This window comes from Streptomyces sp. NPDC050564, from assembly GCF_044457265.1.
GTDB lineage: Bacteria > Actinomycetota > Actinomycetes > Streptomycetales > Streptomycetaceae > Streptomyces.
In genome coordinates, this window is sequence record NZ_JBITGS010000054.1 from 11821 (window position 1) to 26282 (window position 14462).

15 protein-coding genes and 1 pseudogene are annotated in these 14462 nt (G+C 68.9%); 8 read left to right on the top strand and 8 right to left on the bottom strand.

Features of this window, described 5'->3' with window-relative positions; all coding sequences use genetic code 11:
- Positions 1 to 16: 16 nt before the first annotated feature.
- The 4 genes and pseudogenes from ACIBK0_RS46155 to ACIBK0_RS46170 form a co-directional block, all read right to left on the bottom strand.
- Positions 17 to 540 (bottom strand): annotated as a pseudogene (locus ACIBK0_RS46155) (Tn3 family transposase); the annotation flags it as partial.
- 311 nt (positions 541 to 851) lie between these two features.
- Positions 852 to 1481 carry a hypothetical protein gene (locus tag ACIBK0_RS46160; protein ID WP_399094695.1) on the bottom strand — a complete coding sequence of 210 codons (630 nt, stop codon included), beginning with the start codon at positions 1479 to 1481 and terminating at the stop codon, positions 852 to 854.
- A 287-nt stretch (positions 1482 to 1768) separates the two neighbouring features.
- Complete coding sequence (locus ACIBK0_RS46165; protein ID WP_399094698.1) at positions 1769 to 2347, bottom strand: HD family hydrolase; 579 nt, start codon at positions 2345 to 2347, stop codon at positions 1769 to 1771.
- 13 nt (positions 2348 to 2360) lie between these two features.
- Positions 2361 to 3434, bottom strand: coding sequence for a helix-turn-helix domain-containing protein (locus ACIBK0_RS46170; RefSeq protein ID WP_399094701.1), 1074 nt, complete (start codon positions 3432 to 3434; stop codon positions 2361 to 2363).
- 239 nt (positions 3435 to 3673) lie between these two features.
- Here ACIBK0_RS46170 and ACIBK0_RS46175 point away from each other — a divergent pair, with 239 nt between their 5' ends.
- The 4 genes from ACIBK0_RS46175 to ACIBK0_RS46190 are packed head-to-tail and all read left to right on the top strand — an operon-like array spanning position 3674 to position 6028.
- Positions 3674 to 4621: an ATP-binding protein gene (locus ACIBK0_RS46175; RefSeq protein WP_399094704.1), complete on the top strand. Its 948-nt coding sequence runs from the start codon at positions 3674 to 3676 to the stop codon at positions 4619 to 4621.
- Entirely contained in the window at positions 4615 to 5625 is a 1011-nt protein-coding gene (locus ACIBK0_RS46180) for an ATP-binding protein (RefSeq protein WP_399094707.1), read from the top strand. The genes ACIBK0_RS46175 and ACIBK0_RS46180 overlap by 7 nt, the downstream gene beginning before the upstream one ends.
- A gap of 8 nt (positions 5626 to 5633) precedes the next feature.
- Positions 5634 to 5822: a hypothetical protein gene (locus ACIBK0_RS46185; protein ID WP_399094710.1), complete on the top strand. Its 189-nt coding sequence runs from the start codon at positions 5634 to 5636 to the stop codon at positions 5820 to 5822.
- A complete protein-coding gene (locus tag ACIBK0_RS46190; protein WP_399094713.1) occupies positions 5819 to 6028 on the top strand; it encodes a hypothetical protein in 210 nt (69 codons plus the stop codon). The genes ACIBK0_RS46185 and ACIBK0_RS46190 overlap by 4 nt, the downstream gene beginning before the upstream one ends.
- 617 nt (positions 6029 to 6645) lie before the next feature.
- Here the strand turns inward: ACIBK0_RS46190 and ACIBK0_RS46195 are convergent.
- Positions 6646 to 6825 carry a hypothetical protein gene (locus ACIBK0_RS46195; protein WP_399094716.1) on the bottom strand — a complete coding sequence of 60 codons (180 nt, stop codon included), beginning with the start codon at positions 6823 to 6825 and terminating at the stop codon, positions 6646 to 6648.
- A 78-nt stretch (positions 6826 to 6903) separates the two neighbouring features.
- On the opposite strand from ACIBK0_RS46195, the gene ACIBK0_RS46200 reads away from it, so the two are divergent.
- Together ACIBK0_RS46200 and ACIBK0_RS46205 are read left to right on the top strand one after the other, a co-directional pair.
- Entirely contained in the window at positions 6904 to 7272 is a 369-nt protein-coding gene (locus ACIBK0_RS46200; protein ID WP_399094719.1) for a transposase, read from the top strand.
- Between the two features lie 32 nt (positions 7273 to 7304).
- On the top strand, positions 7305 to 7901 hold the full coding sequence (locus ACIBK0_RS46205; protein ID WP_399094721.1) for a nucleotidyltransferase family protein: 597 nt from the start codon (positions 7305 to 7307) through the stop codon (positions 7899 to 7901).
- A 76-nt stretch (positions 7902 to 7977) separates the two neighbouring features.
- Here ACIBK0_RS46205 and ACIBK0_RS46210 read toward each other — a convergent pair whose 3' ends face one another.
- Entirely contained in the window at positions 7978 to 9081 is a 1104-nt protein-coding gene (locus ACIBK0_RS46210; RefSeq protein ID WP_399094724.1) for an IS481 family transposase, read from the bottom strand.
- A gap of 49 nt (positions 9082 to 9130) precedes the next feature.
- Positions 9131 to 9529 (bottom strand): VOC family protein, encoded by a 399-nt coding sequence (locus ACIBK0_RS46215; RefSeq protein ID WP_399094727.1) that lies wholly within the window; start codon positions 9527 to 9529, stop codon positions 9131 to 9133.
- A gap of 93 nt (positions 9530 to 9622) precedes the next feature.
- Between ACIBK0_RS46215 and ACIBK0_RS46220 the strand changes: the two genes are divergently transcribed.
- Positions 9623 to 10633, top strand: coding sequence for a helix-turn-helix transcriptional regulator (locus tag ACIBK0_RS46220; protein WP_399094730.1), 1011 nt, complete (start codon positions 9623 to 9625; stop codon positions 10631 to 10633).
- 47 nt (positions 10634 to 10680) lie between these two features.
- Here the strand turns inward: ACIBK0_RS46220 and ACIBK0_RS46225 are convergent, their stop codons facing one another.
- A complete protein-coding gene (locus ACIBK0_RS46225; RefSeq protein ID WP_399094813.1) occupies positions 10681 to 13794 on the bottom strand; it encodes an NACHT domain-containing protein in 3114 nt (1037 codons plus the stop codon).
- On the opposite strand from ACIBK0_RS46225, the gene ACIBK0_RS46230 reads away from it, so the two are divergent.
- Positions 13745 to 14458, top strand: a complete 714-nt coding sequence (locus ACIBK0_RS46230) for a Ku protein (protein ID WP_399094733.1) — start codon at positions 13745 to 13747, stop codon at positions 14456 to 14458. The genes ACIBK0_RS46225 and ACIBK0_RS46230 overlap by 50 nt on opposite strands.
- The last annotated feature ends 4 nt before the right edge of the window (positions 14459 to 14462 follow it).

The following is a 14462-nucleotide window of genomic DNA, read 5'->3' on the forward strand; positions in this document are numbered from 1 at the left end:
ACCCGTCCCCACCTGTCACTCCCCTACCGCGGACGTCGAAGCCGTCCGCGCGCAGCTGGTTGACCGCGACGTCCATGTACCTCGTGTTGAAGAGCACGAGGGCATGGAGGACCATGCCAAGAGCGCCGATCTGGTCCTCCATGCCGTCCTGGTAGCGCTGGTAGAGCTGCCCGTGCTTCCCGTGGAAGGTCTTCCGGGCGAGGGAGTGGCGGCCTCATGGAGGTTCGCCTGCACCTTGATCTGCCTGCGATAGCCGGGCTCGTCGGCCAGGCGCAGGATATGCAGGGTCTTGGAGATCCGCCCGTAGTGGGCGATTGCGTCCCCCAGCGGGGTCGGCCGCCCGTCCCGCGACAGCATGCGGATCACGTCGTAGGCGCGGACGGCTCCGGTGTGGAGGGAGCTGATGATCCGCGGAATGTCCTCCCCGTGCCTCTCGGTCCTCGCGAGGTCGACCCGGCCGCGGGCGGCGTCGGTGAACGCGTTGCGGTCGATGCGCCACATCTTCTGGTCCGGCAGGTCGGCCAGCTGCGGCGCGTACGTGCAGCAACCCGTCGTCCACAACTCGGACTCGTTCGCCGCGCGGCTCTCCGCCTCGGGTGCAGTGAAGGCAGGTGCAGGACGGAGACTCCACTCTGGCGTCCGTCCCCGTACCTCAGGCCACACGGCGCGCGACCCCAACAGCGGTATCAGCAAGGGACTTTGACCGTGCGCTGGACGCTCCCCGGTAGCGGTTTATTGCCGACGCCGCTCACCAGGATGCGTCTGTGGACACGCCTCATCAGGATGCGGGTGGGGGGCGCCTGCGGTGAACCACGCGTCACCGCGGTGCGGGATCAAGGAGGCCGATGACATCAGGTGAACGGGGCCCCAAGGATGATGATGAGGAGAGCGGCGCCGGCTCCAGCGATCGGGTACACGACTTGTGTCAGCAGCCGGGAGGCGAACCCCAAAGTGATTCCTTCTCGCAGGGGAACGTTCAGGAGCGAGTGCCTCAGTTCGAAAGCCGGTGGTCCATCGATGAGGACGACGTACGAGGTCTCCGTGGCCGTGCCGAACCGTCCCGGTCCGATGCGCAGTTCGTTTCCCGAAACAACGGCGAGGGGCGTGTGCGACGTCGGGGGCTGCGAGCCTGAGCTCAGCAGTTCAAGGACGGGCACGCCGAAGCACGCCTGGATGGGCTGTGCGCCGTCGAAGTCGTTCGCACTCACATCGCGCCGACCGTTGTTGCGGATACGGAGGCGCACAATCCGGGGATCGGTGAGCAGGACTCCGTTTCGCCGCAATTCTATCGTGCCGTCCAGGTGCTCGTGGGGCTGGAAGAGGCGCGTCTCCTCTATGGCGTATTGGATGCTGCGTTGGGGGTTCGCGGCCCGGAGGGTGGCCCACATGGTGCCCACGCCGATGACCACGGCAGCCACAACAGCCGCCGCAGCCCAGAAGATTGGGGACCGGTAGAACTCCTGCGAGGCGATGACGGACATGCCTGGAATTGAAGCAGGATTCAAGCGGCCGTGAAGGGGCTCAGCAGGAAGTCAGTGCCCCGCGTGCCTCCCTCCGGCGGCAACGTCTCCTTCGGTAGCGCACAGTTCTGCGGCGGCGCGGGCGACTTCCCGGCCGTCTCGGGTGACGCACCATCTGCCCTGGTGTAATCGGGCGGACAGCCTCCCCCGACCGGGCTCAGGTCCTCGTTCGGCAATCAAAAGTATGCGGCTACACGGCACCCACCGACACAGGACCGTGCACGGCGACAGCCTGAGCCGCTTCGACCTCAGTTCTCGCCGAGCGCCGCGCGGAGCCAGTCGAGGGAACCCGTCTCAAGCACTGCGTCAGCGAGGGCCTGGCCAGATTTCGTGACGATCCGGCCGCGGGAGTTGTCGATCCACCTCTGGGTGTTGGTGTATCCCTGGTCCCGGTATTCGATGCCTTGGATCATGCACTCCAGCTTGTCGGCGTCGCGGGCGCAGATCGCCTCCGGGGAGTCCTTGGCTTCGTACTCGGCGACCAGGTCGCGTACGGTGTCGGCCAGGAGCTCGGGCATGCCGGCGACCTGGTCGGCCGTGATCGCGCGCGGGTCTGCCTCACCGGCGCTGTACTTCTTGCCGAGGTGGTTCACGTCCCCGGTGCGGGTCTCCTGGCTGTCGTGCCAGACGGCGAGGAACGCGGCCCGGGCCGGGTCGGCGGCTTCGAGTTTCGCGATGATCGTTGCGATGAGGGCCGTGCGCCACGAGTGGTCGGCGACAGACTCCGGGTCCTTGACGCCGGCCATCCACCAGCCGCTGCGCTTGGTCTGCTTGAGCGTTCCCGCCTCGTACAGGAAGCGTGCCACTGCGGTCAGGTCCTCGGACACCGTAGGGCTCCTCTCATGCCTCGACGAGGCGGATCACGTACCGGATGCTCTCCAGCTCTCGTCGCCCGCGCGACGAGAGCTCCTGGCTATCCAACATGATCGGAAGCCGCTCGCGTAGAGCGCGGGCGGCAGCTCCGGACCGCAGCAGGTTGGGGCGGACTTGGAGGAGCGCCCACACACTGTGGATGTTGAGGTCCACGTACCCGTGTTCCGGCGCGATGCCGTCGACGAGGTGAGCGAGGAGCCTGTCCCCGGGCCACGGACCGAGGGAGCCGTCCCCGATGAAGTCGTCGGACAGCTGCGGCGTCGACGTCTCGCCCACCCAGTACGCCCAGTACGCGAGGTTGGCGGCCTCACCAGCGTCGTCGTTCAGCAGGGCGGTGTCGATGAAGTGCGACATGCGGTCGACGTCGCCCTGGCGGGCGGCGACGGCTGCGACGGAACGGGAGTTGAGCCAGCCGGTGAGCCAGTCGTCCGGTCGCTCCGTCCGCTGCTGGTGCGCGAGCCAGTCCGCGGTGTCTGCTGCACGGTCGTACCCGGACAGGTAGAGACACTGGCGGCGCAGGAGGAACCTGCCGGGCCCGCGTGCCTGCTCGGCCGTACGTCTCATCTGTCCGAAGAATGCGCGCCGTTCGGGGGTGCTCAGGTCCGGGCCGGATGCTGCAGGGCCACGGCGCGGGCGGCGCGGAGCCGGCAGCTTGCGGACCGGGCGCGGTGCGACGCCGCTGAGCGGCCACGCCAGCACTTCGGCGAGCTCGCGTTGCATCACCATCGCGCCCAGCGGGCTCTCTTCGACGGGCGCGTCGCCGGCAAGCACGCTCGCGAGGAGGACGTCTGCCTCTAACGCCCGCTCCAGTGCCTGTAACAAGGCGGGCGGGGTGCCCATCTGCATCAGCCGGTGCCGGTGCATGAGCATCTGCCCGACGGGCACGGCGGTGAGCGGACGCCGTCCCGTCTCCCATCCTGCGATCGTGTCCGCGCTCACCCTGAGGTGCTCGGCAGCCTCATCCTGGGTGTAGCCCTGCTGCTCTCGTATCACCCGAAGGACGTAGCCGCTGATCAGGCCGGCTCGGGCGCGCGGTGCCATACCCGTACCGCCGGTCAGGGTTTGTCGTGGGCTGGGCCGCATGGGAGGTCCCGTTCCGGAGGTTTGCAGGAAACCACCTGTACTCGCGGTCACTTCAAACCTGGTGACCGGCTTTCTACCGTCGATGCCATCCCGAGAACGAGCCTAGTAGGAAGGCAGCGACGCATGGGCTCTGTTCAGCATGCTCTCGCCCCATCGGTGCCGGCTCAGGCGGCATCGCGAGCAGCGGAGGGCGAGCGGTGAGCACGCCATCCGCCATGACAACCGAGGACGGCGAAGACATCCGCACGGCGGTCCTGTGCCGTGTGGAGCAGTCGGGCGCCAGCGCCCGCCATCTCGTCCGCGAGAGCGTCGAGCGGTGGAAGCTGGACGCCGTAGCGGACGACGCCGAGCTGGTCGTCGCGGAGCTGGTGGCCAACGCCGTTTGTCACGCTCGGGCCGAGATGTTCCGGGTGACCGTCCGGCGCCTTGATGACGCCACCGTGCGTATCGCTGTCACGGACAGGAGCCGCATCCTGCCCACGCTCCGCACGCCGAGCCCCGACGACATGCGCGGGCGCGGTCTCGGCATCGTCGGCGCCCTCTCGCGGCACTGGGGCGTCGAGCTGCTGCCCTGGGGCAAACGCGTCTTCGCTGATCTGGCGGTGTCCGATGAGGTCTGCCCCCCAGGGTGGGAGGGACCACGCTCCATGCCGGTCGACTTCCCCGGCTCGGTGATGACCGCGCCGGTGCAACTTCCGACACGCACCCTCGACCGGGGCGTACCCGCCGAGCAAGCCCGTACGGGCGATCCGACGCTGATGTCCGTGGTGCTCATCAAGCTGCGGGAGTTCGACGGCGACGCCGCCCTCGCGTTGCGCGACGACCTCGTTCGGCTCGCCGAGAACGTGTGCGCCTGGGACCTCGAACAGCCCGGCTGCGCGCCGAAGCCGAGGGTCGTGATCAGCGCGCACGCCGTCCTGCAGGAGCAGATCACCCGCCTGACCGACCACGTCGTGCAGGTCATGGCCGCCACCACGACGCGCCCGGACGATGTCTTCAGCGCTGCGAACGCCGCTCTGGGCGAGGCATACCGCCAACTGCCCGCCCTGGCCCAGGTGAAGACCCCCGGGGCCACCCAGCAGTTGGCGCGGCTGGTCCCGGCACTGTATGCCGCCCACGACCGTGTCGCACGGGAGGAATGGTGAGCACCTTCCTGCGGCCCGAGCTCCCGGCAGACGCTGCCCCTTTGATGGCGTTGGAGCGGCGTGCGGTGGCGCTGTCCGCGATCGGCCGGCGTACCGCGGAGTTGCGCTCGGAGCTCGGTCTGAAGCGGTTGGGCCCGCTCTGGGAAGGCGTAGCGGAAAAGCTGGGTGTCGATCGGCAGCAGGGCCCTTTGCGGCAGGCCGGATTCGTCTTCCGTGCACGCGTGCACGGCATGCTCGACCAGCCTGATCCTGAGGACCCCGGCCCGCTTGCGCCGGACGTTTTCGCTCTCGTTCGCGCCTACGCCCTCGGCAAGACGCAAAAGCAGCACGCGCAGGACTGGGGCGTCCCGATCTGGCAGCTCGACGAGGTCGCCCGCCTGGCCCGGAAGTGCCTGAACGGCGCGTTGACGCAGCCGAACGTCGTCTACCGCGCGCTGCCCCAGTTGCTTCGCGCCATCCAAACACCCCTAGACCCGGGCACCGGTATGCAGGCCGCCGCGGCGTCAGCGCCCCTCCTGCAAAGCCTGTCGACCGAGCTCCCCGGCGACAACAGCGCCCTCTACCTGGCGCGCATCTGGAGCCGAACCAGCGTCACCGCCCTGGGCTGGAAGGGCGACATCCTCAAAGCCACCGAAGTGATCACCCGTCTCGTGGACAACGCGGTGCGCCACGGCGGACCCGACGGCGCGCACACAGCCCCGCAGGTCCTGCTGCGCGCGGCCATCACCGAAGCAGGCGAACTCGTCATCGACGTGAGCGACCTCAACCCGTCCTTCCCTGAATTCTCGGCAGCGGTGCAGGGAGAACGTGGCCGCGGACTGCAGCGCATCGCCCAGCACGGGGCCCAGCTCACCTGGTTCCTGCACCACCCAGGCCCCGGCAAGACAGTCCGCGCCCACCTCTCGCCCGAACCCCGAATTCCTGAACCAGCGCTCCGCCCTCCAAGCGCCGCACACGCCGCGGACTGCCTGGGCAGACCCACGCCAGCGAAGGCACGCGGATGAAGACGACCATGAGCCCACCCGTCAGGCTCGCCATGCCCATCGACGAGCCCCCGCCGGCGCCGGGCTGCGGTGTCTGTACGGCCCTGGCCCGACAGCGGGCCGACGCCATCGCGGCCCAGGACCCCTCTCGTGCGACGGACTGCAACGTCGAGATCCGCAACCACCCCCACCCCAAGCACCACGGAGGCAGGTCGTGAGCGGCGCCCGGTGGCAGTGGCGCGACTCGGGGAGCGCCTGCGGCCACATGCAGCAGGTCGCCGGCAGCGGCGCGTACCACCGCATCCAGATCGCGTATCGCGCCTACATCGACCACGCCACCAAATGCGATGGCTGCCGGCATGGAGAGGTCCGGTGCGCCAGGGCGGACGACCTGTGGGACGCGTACCGCGCTGCGCGGTCGTAGACCCCCGCCCGTCCCCGTACCCCGTGAGCTCTGGGGCGGGCGGGACCAGGCCCCGGCCGGACCGGATTCCCGGCCGGGGCCGCGCAAGCTCCAGGCCTGCCTGGCCTCAGCGACGCCGCTGTTGCAGACGCCGCATCGCCAGTACCCGCTGACACGCGCCCGGCAGGCCCAGCCCTCCACGGGGAGGGCTGGGCCCGTGCCGCCGCTACCGGTGAAGCCCCTGGCGCCCGGATCGCTCCGGGCCCTCCATCCGGCTCGGCCGCTCTCCTGCCACAGGGCAGGGCAGCCGGGCACCGTGGCACCACCCGACAGAAGGTCAGGATCGTGACGATCACTCCCGAGGCACCCGCAACACCCACGCGTCTGACATTCCTTGAGCTGGAGATCACCAGCCGCTGTCGGCTCACCAGCTCGTCGCGTGTCGCGGCACTTGCCGTGTCCCACGCAGGTCGTGTCGCTTTACCCGGTGGCCGAGCCTCGGCGTTGTGTCGCGTTTCGACGAGCCATCGTGTTCCTTTTTGGGACGCCCGGTGTGACGGAGGTCATGGTGTGCGGTCTGCCGGAATCTGACTATATGTGGGGCACGTCTGCCACGGAGGCCGGATCGGCGGTCCCGCTCAGCTTGTTCGCCGCGTGGTGGTGGCGCTGCCTCCGTCGCCTGGCTGTGGGGCGGTTTTGGTGACCTCGTCGAGTGCCGCCACCTTGCGCACGAAGTCTGTGGTGACGCGGCGCAGATCTTCGAGTTCGTGTACGTCGATGGCACCGACAATGCTGGCCTCGGCCCGGATCTTCTTCATTGTGGCGTTCTCGAAGTACTCGGCGTATGGAGCAACCTCGGGCAGTGGATCCCCCCTTGCCTCGGACGCGCGCACCTCGTGGATCTCCCGCCCCGGGAGACGCTCACCGAAGGCCAGGACGAGCGACTCCTTCAGGTCCGGCTCGCCTGCCCGGACATCACCCCGGCCTGCGACCTGGCCCGGGCGTTCGCCGACGTGGTCCTTCACCAGTGCGGATACCTGTTGCTGGAGTGGATCCGGCAGGCCGAGCTGGACGCACCGAAGCCGATGAAGGGCTTCGCCGGTTTCCTCCCCCAGGACCTCGACGCAGTGACCGCCTGTCTGACCCTGCCCTGGAGCTCCGGCATCATCGAAGGTCAGTCAAACCGGGTGAAAACACTCAAGAGGGCGATGTATGGCCGGCCCTCGTTCGAACTTCTCCGGACGCGCATCCTCACCCAGCCGTGATGCCCCGGGAGCGATCGTGGTAGGCAAGGCGCATGCTTGGCCGACTTCCTCTCATTGAGCAACTCGACGGCTTGCGATCCGTACTCTCTCAGAACGAGATCTTGACTGACGTGATGACCAGGGCGGCAACACTGGAGTTGCCCGGCTGGTACGTGACGGCGGGATGTCTGTTCCAGACAGTGTGGAACGTGGCCACCGGCAGGCCTCCGGCCAACGGCATCAAGGACTACGACGTCTTCTACTTCGACGGCAGCGACCTCTCCTGGGAAGCGGAGGATGCCGTGATCAAGGCAGGTCAGGAGGTGTTCGCTGACCTGCCGGCCGAGGTGGAGATCCGCAACGAAGCCCGCGTGCATCTCTGGTATGCGCAGAAGTTCGGGGTGCCCTGTCCGCCGCACGAGTCCACCGAGTCCGCGATCGACTGCTTCGCTGCAACGACGTGCTGTCTGGGCGTCCGGCTGGAACCCGATGGAGGATGGCGCGTCTATGCGCCTCACGGGCTCTCTGACGTGTTCAACCTCGTCGTTCGACCCAACCCGGTCCTTGCCCCGCAGGAGGTCTACGAGACGAAGGCGGCCCGCTGGAAGAGCGAGTGGCCGGAACTCACAGTCCTGCCATGGCCGAACTGACGGCCTTCACGGAACCGGAACTGCGGACAGAGCCAGATTCAAAGGTCCCATTAGATGTGGTGTCTCGGGACCTTGGTTACACGAAGTCCTCGAAGGTGAGCTGCTGCGGGATGTCCGCGAGTGGTTCGGGTGGCTGGTCGAAGACGATCCGGTAGTCGCTCCCGGCGGTCCGGCTGACGGGCGGTCGGCCGCCGAGCGCGGCGTGCGGCCGCTCGTGGTTGTAGTAGTTCACGAACTCCGCGAGAGCGACGCGGCGTTCACGCTCGGCTGTGTAGTCGCGGACGTACGCCGACTCGCGGGAGAGCGTCCCGTTATACCTCTCCACCTTCCCGTTCGTGCGCGGCGTGTACGGCCTGGTCCGCTTGTGCTTCGTACCGGTCGCGGCGAGGGCGTCAGCCCAGGTCGTAGACCGGTACCACGCGCCGTTGTCGGTGAGGCAGCGGCGGATCGGTGTGATGCCGTGGGCGGCGAAGAAGGCAACGGCCCGGTGCCAGAAGGCGACCGCGGTGACGGCCTTCTCATCGTCCAGGGCCTCGGTGTAGGCGAGCCGGGAGTGGTCGTCGAGCGCAGAATGCAAGTACGTGTATCCGACCTTGCCGGTGCCGGGACCGGTGCGTTTGGAGGCGCGGGCGGACTCGGTGCCGACGCCGTGCATCCGCCAGCCGCCGCCGGTCGGGATACGTCCGAGCTTCTTGACGTCGACGTGGACCAGGTCGCCGACCCGGTCGTGCTCGTAGCGGATGACATCGCGCAGTTGCTCGCCGGTCGGTGGATCGAGGTCCCGGAGCCGGTTGAGTCCTCGCCTCACCAGGATGCGGTGGACGGTCGTCGGTGCGAGCGTGATGCCGTGCAGCCGTTGAAGGTCGGCGGCGAGCCGGGCTGGCCCGTGCTTGGTCTGCCGCCGCAATGCCTCCACCAGGTCGCCGATGTTCTCGGGGGTGCGGGCGGGGCTGGTGGCGGGGCGGGAGGAGTGGTCGAGCAGTCCGTTCTCGCCGTGCGCGCGCCAGCGGGCGTACCACTTGACCAGGCAGCGGCGGGAGATCCCGGCTCCCGCAGCGACGTGCGCGATCGGACGTCCGGCGTCGATCCGCAGGCACAAGCGCAGACGTCCTTCGGGGGTCAGCGGTGCGTTCGGATGTCCCCTGCTGGTGGCGCTCTTGGACTCGGTGCCCGCGTTCACCGGGAGCCCTGGGATCTCAGGGCTCCCGCGTGAGCGGCTGTGCGTGGCGTCAGCGTGCGAACTTTTCGATAGCCGCTGGCGTGACGGGGGTGAAGAAGTTGACGAGGTTGCCGTCGGGGTCGCGGAACAGCAGCGACCGGTTGCCCCAGGGCATCGTGGTGGGCCCGTTGACGAAGTCGGTGACGAAGCCGGTCAGGTTCCGGTGAACGCGGTCCACGTCGTCGACGAGGAACTCGGTGATCACGCTGTGGTTGTCCGCCGGGCGGGCAGAACCCGGGGCGAACAGCGGGACGGTGCGGGTGCCGGCGATCGCGAGGGTGGCGCCCGCGGTCCTGAGTTCGGCGAAGTCTTCGGTGGCCCACGTCGCCCGCGCTCCTGTGGCTCGCTCGTAGAACTCGACGAGGCGCGCTACGTCGCTGGTCATGATGCGGATCGAGACGAAGTCCATGGGAATCTCCTTGGCTGTGCTGGAGGCGTGCACGTCGCAGGCTAGGAGAAATAGTGGACAGAATCGGTCCTGTATTCGCGTTAGGCTGCGAACATGCCTCGACCCACCGGCCGCGTGCTGACACTCCTGGAGCTGCTGCAGTCGGGCGGCACCCGGACGGTGGCCGAACTCGCCGACCGGCTCGGCGTCGAAGGGCGCACCGTGCGGCGGTATGTGGACCAGCTGATCGACCTGGACGTGCCCGTGGAATCGGTGCGCGGCCGCTACGGCGGGTACCGGCTCGCCCCCGGGTACCGCTTGCCTCCGCTCATGCTCAGCGACGACGAGGCGCTGGCCGTGCTGCTCGGCCTGGTCGCCGGCCGCCGGGCAGGGTTGACGACGACGCAGCACACGGCAAGCGAGACGGCATCGGCGAAGATCCGGCGGGTGCTGCCCAAGCACATCGCCCGTCGGCTCGACACAATCCTGGAAGCTCTCGCCTTCACGGATCGGCCCGGCGAGTTCGACACCCCGGACGCCGAGGTCCTACTCACCATCGCCGATGCGGTGCACCACCGCCGACCGGTCTCGATCCGCTACACCGACCGCGACGGACAGCGCAGCGAACGCACGCTGCACGCGTACGGGATCGTCGCCCATGCGGGCCGGTGGTACGTCACGGCCAAGGACGCCCAGATCGGCGAGGACCGAACCTTCCGGCTCGATCGCATCGCAGACGCGAGGACCCTGCCCGGCTCATTCGAAGCGCCCGCGGGTCCCCGTCCGGCACAGCGTGTGCTGTCAGGGTTCGCCACGGCCGAGTACCGGCATGAGGTGACCTTGCGGATCCACGGGACCGTCGAGCAGATCCGCGCCCGCCTTCCCGCCAGCGTCGCGAGCCTGGCGGAGTACGCGCCCGTGGCAGGCGAGGACCGGGCGACCGAGCGCTGGCTGCGCGTCGAGCTGCGGGTGGAGCGGCTCGACTGGTTGCCTCCGGTACTCGCCTCACTCGACCGGCCGTTCGTCATCGAGCGCCCCGATGAACTGCGCGACCTCGTCATCACGCTCGCCGATCGCCTCACGTCCTACGCCGCCAAGCCTGACAGCGAGGAACCAATGTCATGAGATGGCACAGGGGGTGTGCCGTCTCAGGAGGTTGGTGTCGCTTCGATTCAGGTGGGCGGGTGCGGCAGTTCGTCGAGCAGAGGGGCGTACGCTTCGGCGGCCGCGTATGTGTCGATCAGGCTGTGCACCCTGTCCACCCAGTCCTGCGGCACGAGGTGTCCGGCCAGCTCCCATTGGCGCAGCACCGCGGCCAGATAGCGTTTGATGAAGTCGGTCGCGTCCGGGGCGAAGGAGTACAGGGCCGCCTGCACTGCGTCCCGGTGCACGGCTGAGAAGTCGCCGGCCGTGCTCCACAACTGGAAGAGCAGCCGGGCGGCGGAGACTGCCTCTCCGTCGGGCAATATCACATAGCTAGTGAGCGCAAGGCCGAGGCCGAGGTCCTCGAGGACCTGGGCCATGTGCAGCAGTGCATTGGTCCCTATGTCACACCGCAGGTGGGCGTCCCACGCCACCGTGTCCGGGTTGGTGTGCAGCCAGCCGTGGTAGCGCCGTCCCTCGCTGCCGGGCCCGTAGCCATAGCTCCAGTACGGGTTCACCACGCGAGGGTCTGCCGTTCTGTGCACCCCCACATCGCACAGGGGGTCGGGCTCCAGGTCGTCTTCCAGCCGAACCGTGATGTCGCGCCCTTCCCCGTGCCACGCCCGCTCCAAGCTCAGCCGGCCCGCCAACGCGCGCCACTCCCCCACATACAGCTGCGACTCCAGCAGCAGCATCGTGTCTCGCCATGCGCCGACGGGATCCTGCTCTGTGGGGAACAGCTCTCGTCCTGAAATCTCCTCCGCCACCACGAGCAGGAGTAGTAACAGGTTGGCGCGGTAGAAGGACGGGGCGGCCGGGGCAGGTCGCACACTCGGCTGATAGGACCCGTACGAGGAGGCGGGCCGCTCGTCCAGCGACTCGTGGAACAGCCGCAGCAGCAGTCGGCGCAGCTCCTCACGGTCCTGCGACGGCAGCGGCCGCAGCGCCTCAACCAGGAACGCCACCACGGGCCCGCGCCCCGCGCATGCGGCGAACGACAGCAGCGCGTGCAGGAACGAGTCATCGGTGTGGGAGCGTCGGGCCCTTCGGGCCTCTGCCCGCTCGGCGGCCATCAGGTCCTGAAGTTCGTGAGCGACGAGCCGGGCGACCAGGAACTCACCGAAGGTCGAGTGCAAAAATTCGTACGAGCGCAGCCTCACGTCGTCGCGGAACGCCTCGGCGCGGTGGATGAAGAAGAACCGGCCGATGGTCGTCTGCGCTCCGTTCAACTCGGCTTGCAGGCCCGTGGGCGGGGAGGCCTGCTGAGGGAGCAGCGCACATAGATCCGTCTCCAGCTCGTCTTCGGTGACCCACTGCCGACCTCGGTTGAACATCGCGAAGGCGGCCACCGAGAGCCGCAGCAACTCGCGCTCGATCGCCTGCGCCAAGTCCTCGTCCGTCAGCCGCGCCTCATGCTTGAGGACCTCGCGGCGCGCGAAGCGGGCGAGTAGCCGCTCGTACAGCTCGAAGCCGGCGAGCGTGCCTACCTCCCGCTGGTAGGCGTTGTCCTGGGCGTCGTACAGCGCCAGCATCAGCAGCAGGAGCGGCTGGCTGGCGAGGTCGGGCTGGGTGAGGGCCTGTTCGGGGGTGAGCGGGCGCAGACCGTGGTGGCTGAAGTAGGCGGCGTTTTTGCAGTTCCACAACTCCAGCCACTGTCCGGTCTGCGTGGCGCTGAAGGGTTCGAGCCGGATCGCAATCCCCTCGGGCGTCAGCCGGGCCCGGTCGGCAACGGCGGTGCGGCTCGTGACGACGATGGCGAGTGGCCGGCCGAGCGCGGCCTCGCGTTGCTGGAAGTTCGCCACCCGTTCCAGGTAGTCGGACTGGTGTAGCCCGGTTGCCTGGAGCAGTTCGTCGAACCCGTCGAGGAGGACGACCGGCAGGGTGGGGCAGGCCGCGCGGACGACGTCCGCCCAGTCCATGGTCCGCTCGCCGGTGGCCTGCTGTATCGCCGCCTCGATCTGGTGCTGTATGCCCGTGTCGGCGGGCACGTCCCGCAACGGGACCCGCACGACCAGGAAGTCCTCAGCGGGCAGCCGGGCCCCGAGCACCTTGGTCAGGAGTGACTTGCCGGAGCCGGGAAGACCCAGCAGCAGGATCGGTACCTCAACCGCCTTGGGCGCGGTCAGGAGTCCCTCCAGGAACGTGTCCAGACTGCCGTGCACCTCGTGCTGCCGCCACCAGGCCTCGCTGGTCAGTCGATCCGCCGTGCCGAACGCTGCTACCCGGAAGTCCGCGCTCACGTACGCTTCGCGCAGGCTTGGGATCACCATCCCCTCGGCGGTGTCCTGCGCCCCCAGGACCGGCGCCTGGAGCGGCAGGGCTCCGGCGCGGCGTAGGGCGGTCAGGCGGCCGGTCGGAAGGTCCCCGTGCACGAGCCGCGTGACGGTCTCCTCCAGGCGGCGGACTGCGACCCGGGTCGCCCGGTGGTCGACGCGGTCGGCCCAGATCCCCACGTCCGGGAAATCCACGACCAGTTGGCGGAACATTTCCTCGTAGAAGGTCAGTGCGGCATCCGGGACGCGATCGTGAAGGGTCGCGCGCACCTCCTGGCGCGCCGCGGGTGTGAGTCGGTCCCAGACCGCAAGGCCGGAGACGTATGCCTCCATGTGCCCGGACATCGAGGCGTAGAAGCCACGCAGCGCGGTCTGGGTCGACTCGTACGGCTCGTGCGGCGAGGGCAGTGGCAGGTGGGAGCGCAAGAGGTGGTCGGCGATGGCGGCGAGGCGGCGGGACTCGGGGGCGTCACCGGTGGCGAGGCGCACTGAGTCAGTCCACGTCGTAGCCAGTTCTCGCACGTCGAAGGGCAGTCGTGCCTGCGCCATCGCGTCCCCGTAGGCGGCCACCACGATGACCGCGTGGGCGGCGGCCAGGCGCTCGGTGCGCTCGAACCGGCCCAGGCCCTGGATCCGTTCAGCAGTGCCCGACACCAATGAGCGGCTCAACTGGGCTAGTTGGGCGTCGACTCCGAAGAGCGAGAGGACCAATTCGGGCGCGGGCCCGGCGACGGTCGTGAGGCACCGCCCACAACGCGGTCCAGCGCATCGAGGGCTGGACCGTTCCCTCCGAGTAGTCGTACGGCATCGGCGTAACGCAATGGACCTGGCATCCGCCGCACCCCCTCGGGAGCCAGAATGCCCCCGCAGCCGCCATACGCAACCACACCTGCGTCGTCACTGCTACTACCTTCAGCCGCAGGGCGCTGTCGCCGCCAAGCCGTACCTGGTCCTCCGGCACGCCCTGGAGCGCGCCTCGCGGGTCGCGGTCGCGCGATATGCGTGGCACGGCCGTGAGCGGATCGGTCTGCTGCGGGTCCGGGGCGATGTGATCGCGCTGCACGGTCTGCTGTGGCCGGACGAAATCCGCGAACCCGCCGCCGTGGCCCCGCCTCCGGTCCAGCTGGACGAAGACGAGATCGACGAAGCCATGGCGGTGATCGAGGCCATGACCCGCGACGACCTCACCGGCCCCGAGTTCACCGACCGGTGCACCGAGGCCCTGCAGGCGGTAGTTGAGGCCAAGCAGGAAGACCGCCAAGTGCCGCAGGCCCCCGAGCCGACGGCCCGGCCGGGGCAGCTGATGGACCTGATGGCCGCGCTGCAGGAGTCCGTCGGCAAGGCCCGGGCGGCGCGCGGCGAGATGGATGCACCCGAGGTGCCGGCCAAGGCGGCGAAGAAGGCACCCTCCCGGAGGGGCTTTTTCGAGGACCGCCGGGCGCGCGGGCGGACGGCGAAGTACGCCCGCACGCTGACCTGCCGCGGTCGGGGTCATGGGGTGCACGCCACCGTGGTCGGGCCTGCGGGTGCCTAGTCGG